This window comes from Brevibacillus sp. SIMBA_040 (genome assembly GCF_046535075.1).
Taxonomy (GTDB): domain Bacteria; phylum Bacillota; class Bacilli; order Brevibacillales; family Brevibacillaceae; genus Brevibacillus.
In genome coordinates this window covers 1-433 of sequence record NZ_JAWRXI010000064.1, presented here as the reverse complement: position 1 = coordinate 433, position 433 = coordinate 1, and the positions used below count along the sequence as shown (strand labels likewise).

At 31.9% G+C, this 433-nt stretch carries 1 protein-coding gene; it reads right to left on the bottom strand.

Features of this window, described 5'->3' with window-relative positions:
* On the bottom strand, positions 1-433 hold a 433-nt coding region (locus SB752_RS31950), incomplete at both ends, for a hypothetical protein (RefSeq protein ID WP_410719437.1).

Sequence of the window (433 nt, the reverse complement as noted above, 5' to 3'; positions counted from 1 at the left end):
GCTGGCTATTTTTCAATTCTAATCTCTTCAAGTATGGGAGGTTGATTTTATCATTGAAAAAAATTAAGGTATCAAGATGTTCAATATCTAATACCAAAATAGACTCTATCTCAGCAAGAGATTCATTCAATATCCATTCTCTAACTAATGACTCATTAATATCATCGCTAAGCCAAATTCTGAACCAATTGCTATTCATTTTCAATGTCTTGTAGTTCTCTAGCAATTCAAAATATTTAGGTAGAGAAAAAGGACATTTAAGATGGTCTTTTTCTTGAATTTCATTACCAGTAGCACCAAACCCTGTCACTCTATCGGTTCTAAAATTATTACTTACGAAAATATGCTTCAGTCTTTTATTACTATCTCTCTCGTCATATTTCCTATAAGAAAAGCTTCCAGAGTCTGTGCTTTCTTCTAAGGAAAAACACTC